This window comes from Flavonifractor sp. An91 (assembly GCF_002159225.1).
GTDB lineage: Bacteria > Bacillota > Clostridia > Oscillospirales > Oscillospiraceae > Flavonifractor > Flavonifractor avicola.
In genome coordinates this window covers 1-4,457 of record NZ_NFHA01000072.1, presented here as the reverse complement: position 1 = coordinate 4,457, position 4,457 = coordinate 1, and the positions used below count along the sequence as shown (strand labels likewise).

Genomic DNA, 4,457 nt, shown 5'->3' with positions numbered 1-4,457 from the left:
TTCGCCAAGGGCTCCATGGCCGTGGTGGAAGGGCGGCTCCAGATCCGGGACTGGACGGACCGGGAGGGCGGCAGGCGCCGTACCGCCGAGGTCGTGGCCAGCAACATCTACTTTGGCGACTCCGCCAAGAAAAAGAGCGCCCCCGCCCCCGCCGCGAACACCGATGCGACCCCGCCGGCGTCAGAGTTTGAAAGTGACGTGGACAGCGAACTCCCGTTCTGATGGGAAGGTGACGGCCCTATGACGGGGCGCCGGCGAAACGACCATCTGCGCCCTGCCTCTGGACCGGAGGCGGGGCGTTTTTCCCTTCAGACGCCGAAACCATGTATGGACAAGGAGGTGGAAACATGAACGAGGATACGGCAGAAAAACTCAGGCACCATATTCTGGACACCCTTGACCGTCAGCCTTTTTTACAGCGTGAGGGCGACTGCTTCTTTTATGAAATCTATGCCGACTACCGGGACGGGATGGACAGCGCCACCGCTACCAAGCTCCTGTCCGGCGACGACCCCATGCAGAGTTTTTGGGAGTCGCTGGAGGAATGGTATTTCGACTACGAGTGTCAGCTGAGAGACGAACTGGAGCAGGATGTCCAGTCCGCGCTCACCTCAGAAGATGGGCCATATCCAGATGGCTTCACAGCGGAGGAAACCGGGCTGTTCTATGACCTGATGATGGACCATGTGTATTTCAGGCTCCCGGAGAAACACTTCCTGGACCAGACCTTCCCGGTCAATATCATGCTGGACACTGGGGACGGCAACTACGATTATGTCCTCAACAGCGTCTACCCCTGCTGGTATGGCCGCTATGGGGAAACGCTGGACGACCGCGCCGGCATCGTCTGGCTGGCAAAGTCCCAGGGCTATACCCGGGCAAAGCTCCAGCAGGCACTGCGGGACGGGGACACATCCGGGCCCAAAGGCTTCCTGGCGAGTATGCGGGCGGAGGTTGCCAACATCGCCTCCCACATGAACACCGTGACCTTCCTGGTGGAAATGTCCCTATCCGACCTGATGGAGCTCAACCGCCTGATCCGGCTCCAGGACCGCAACGGCCACTTCCATGACAGCCGCAAAAATCCCTACTGCGGCTACATCATCCTGGAGAAAGACACCGTGACCGGCCTGTATGACCCTTGGCAGGGCGGCGGAAGCGTGTTTGAAATTCAGCTGGAGCGGGATGTGAAACTGCCGGTCAAATACATCCGCTCTGCCCTCCCGGACGGCGGCGACGGCTACGCGGTGGAAAGCGTCTACGGGATGTGCGGCTCCGCATGGACCCAGGGCGGCGTAAAGATGATCCATGCGCCGGTGAAATATGCCGTTTCGGCGTAGGAGGATGGCAAATGAAAATCCTCTCCTGCGGCGCAGGGATGCAGAGCACGGCCCTGGCCCTGATGAGCTGTGAGAACGCAAAGGCCGGGCGGCCCGTCCATCCTCTGGTCCCCATCTATGACGCCATCATTTATTGCGACCTCGGGTTTGAACCCCCATGGGTCGCAAAACAGGTGGACTTCATCCGCCGTGCCTGCGCGTCCAGCGGTCTGCCGTTCAAGGTATTGAAATCGCCCTTATATTCCGATTTCATTCAGAATTTTGGTGAGCGGCGGACCATCAGCATCCCGTGGTGGACCCTTCGGGAAGACGGCCATAAGAGCAAAATGCCCCGCAACTGCACCATCGACTATAAGGTGGAACTGATCTCCAAGTATGTACGATGGGACCTGCTGGGCTACCAAAAAGGACGGCGGCTCAAGGACGAGGACAAAAAGGCCCATGAAATGCACATCGGATTCAGCCTGGAAGAAGCCAGACGCTGTAAAGCGAGCACCAATCCGATGTTCGTCAACCGCTTCCCTCTGGTACAGATGGAATTTACCCGGGCGGACAGCTACGGCTATATCAAGGAGGTATGGGGCCTGGAGACCCGCGCCAGCGCCTGTACCTTCTGCCCCTTCCATAAAAACCACTTCTATCAGTACCTTAAACAGCACGAGCCGGAACAATACGCTCAGCTGGTTCAAATGGACGATCTGCTGCGGGTCAAGGTGCCGAAACCGCCCATGGACTCTGACCTCTACATCTCACGGAGCAGAAAGCGGTTGAAGGATCTGACCCCGGAAGACTGTGCTGACGCAGAATATTTTGATTACCGCGGGAAGCGGATTTGGAACGGCTTTTAAGGCCGCGGAACTACACAAGAACAAGGAGGTAAACCAGATGAACCAACTGACACTGACAGACCACACTTATCTGTACCTGGGCTCTCTGTCCGAGGCCAGGCGCAGCGATGAGGCGGGGCTGTGGCGGGCGAGCCACCAGTGCAACATTGCCTGCAAGCAGGCCATTGAAGCGGCCATCCGGGCCGGCTTCGACGGTATGCACCTGAAAGCGGACTGCGCCCGCGGCGTCATCGCCCAATATGGCTTCAAGCGCGTGGGCTGGGTGCTGGCCAACACCATTCAGAAGAAGCGGTGGGACGGCCGGTTCCGTCCCCGCCACAAGGAGTGGGCCGACACCATCTTCATCCCCGCCTGCGACCGGACAGGCGAGTACATCGTGGAGAGCCACCCGGCGGTGCTGGACGGCTTCGTGGAAGCATTCCTGGACGAGGTAAAGGGACTCTCCCTCTTTGACGCCTCCCAGTGCGACACACTTTCGGGCCGCAGTCTGGAGGGAGAAGTCCTGGTCCTGAGCCCGGCGGCGCTCAAAGAGTCCTGCTGGTCTCCCCGCAATCAGCTCTGGCTGGCGGAAAGCGGCTTTGGGTGCAGTCCCCATGCTTCCGGCCGGGCAATCTATGCCACCTGCCTCGGGGATGGGGAGCGGACCAGATGGAACAGGGGCGATTTCATCGGCATCCTCCGGGACGAGTGTTTCCCGGAGTGGGCTAAACAGACCGTAGACACGCTTCGGAAAGCAGAACAGGAGGCGCACGATGGCATATCTTCCTAATGTTCTCAGGGAAACCAGCGAGGGCCTGAACCAGATCCCGATTCAAGACATCCTGTTCCAGAAGCGGGAGATTTTCTGCGTCGGCCCCATCACGGAGGACACCGCCTCGGCGCTGGTCCTGCAGCTCCGCTTCCTTCAGCAGGACGCACCCGGGCAGGAGATCACCATGTATATCAACAGTCCCGGGGGCGAGGTCCCCAGCGGCCTTGCTATCTACGATGTCATGAAGGCGGTCGGCTGTCCGGTGCGGACCATCTGCACCGGCACCGCCGCCAGCATGGCCGCAGTCCTGTTCCTGTCCGGCGACCGGCGGGACATGCTGCCCCACGCCAAAGTCATGATACACGACCCGCTGATTCCGGGCGGCGTGGGCGGAAGCGCGCTGAACGTGGACGCCATCGCCAAAAACCTCATGCAGACCTGCCGGACGGTTGCGGACATTATTTCGGCCCACACCGGCAAAAGCCTGGAGGAGGTACTGGACAAGACCGCCTCAGACAGCTACTTCGACGCCGGGGAGGCCGTGGAGTGGGGCCTTGCCGACAGAGTCATACACCAGCTGTAAATCAGGAGGTACTATGTCAGAGAGAATTTTATACAAAGGCCCCTGTATCAGCAACGATACCTGGGTCACGGGGCTGAACAACAACGACTGCATCATCGGCCCCAGCGGCACCGGCAAGACCCGCAGCTATGTGCTCCCCAACATCCTTCAGTGCAGTGAGAGCGTCATCGTCACCAGCGTCAAGGACAGCCTGTGCAAAAAGACCGGCAGGGCCCTGCGGAAGAACGGCTATCAGGTCATCGAGATCAACTTCCAGGATTGTGCCGCTTCTTCCTATGGGTACAATCCGCTCATGTATGTACGCCGCGACCAAAAGCGTAGGTGCTGCCATGAGCAGGACATTCTTCAAATCGCCGCCGCCCTCTCTCCCGTCAAGACAAAGAACGACCCGTTTTGGGAGCAGGCCGCCCAGATGGCCCTCTCAGCCATGATTTCCTATGTGCTGGAGTATCTTCCCCGCCAGGAGCATCATCTGGGCAGCGTGATCCGGCTCCTGCGGGAGATGGGGAACGGCAGCTTTGACCGGCTGTTCGAGGAGGTCTGCACCTTCGCTCCCGACAGCTTCGCGGCGGCGCAGTATCAGATGCTCCGCAACATTCAGAAGTCCCCCAGGACCTATGCCAGCATCCAGGCGTTCCTGGCGGAAAAGCTGTCCACCTTTGCCTTCCATGGGGCAGAGAAGCTGTTTACCAACTTCAGCCAACTCTATTTCCAGAACCTTGGCGACCGCAAGACAGCCGTGTTCCTGACCATCAGCGACACAGACCGGTCCATGGACGCTCTGGTGACGCTGTTCTACACCCAGGCGCTTCAAACTCTCTGCCGCCATGCCGACCAGTGCCCGGGCGGCCGTCTGCGTGTCCCGGTCCGCCTTATCCTGGACGACTTCGCCGCCGGGGCCGCAGGGTGCATCGCTGACTTCGACCAGATCAGTT

General features: G+C 59.7%; 6 protein-coding genes. All 6 read left to right on the top strand.

Translation table 11 applies throughout. The annotated features are described in order from the left end of the window. Positions 1-222 (top strand): single-stranded DNA-binding protein (locus B5G42_RS17280; protein ID WP_140399885.1); only part of this gene is annotated, 222 nt, incomplete at its 5' end. 125 nt (positions 223-347) lie between these two features. After that, a complete protein-coding gene (locus B5G42_RS17275; RefSeq protein ID WP_087273082.1) occupies positions 348-1,340 on the top strand; it encodes a hypothetical protein in 993 nt (330 codons plus the stop codon). 11 nt (positions 1,341-1,351) lie between these two features. After that, complete coding sequence (locus B5G42_RS17270; RefSeq protein ID WP_087273079.1) at positions 1,352-2,188, top strand: hypothetical protein; 837 nt, start codon at positions 1,352-1,354, stop codon at positions 2,186-2,188. A gap of 37 nt (positions 2,189-2,225) precedes the next feature. Next, a complete protein-coding gene (locus tag B5G42_RS17265) occupies positions 2,226-2,957 on the top strand; it encodes a DUF3849 domain-containing protein (RefSeq protein ID WP_242961277.1) in 732 nt (243 codons plus the stop codon). Beyond that, a complete protein-coding gene (locus B5G42_RS17260; RefSeq protein WP_087273076.1) occupies positions 2,941-3,522 on the top strand; it encodes a ClpP family protease in 582 nt (193 codons plus the stop codon). The genes B5G42_RS17265 and B5G42_RS17260 overlap by 17 nt, the downstream gene beginning before the upstream one ends. A 13-nt stretch (positions 3,523-3,535) precedes the next feature. Further along, on the top strand, positions 3,536-4,457 hold a 922-nt coding region (locus B5G42_RS17255; protein WP_162611143.1), incomplete at its 3' end, for a type IV secretory system conjugative DNA transfer family protein.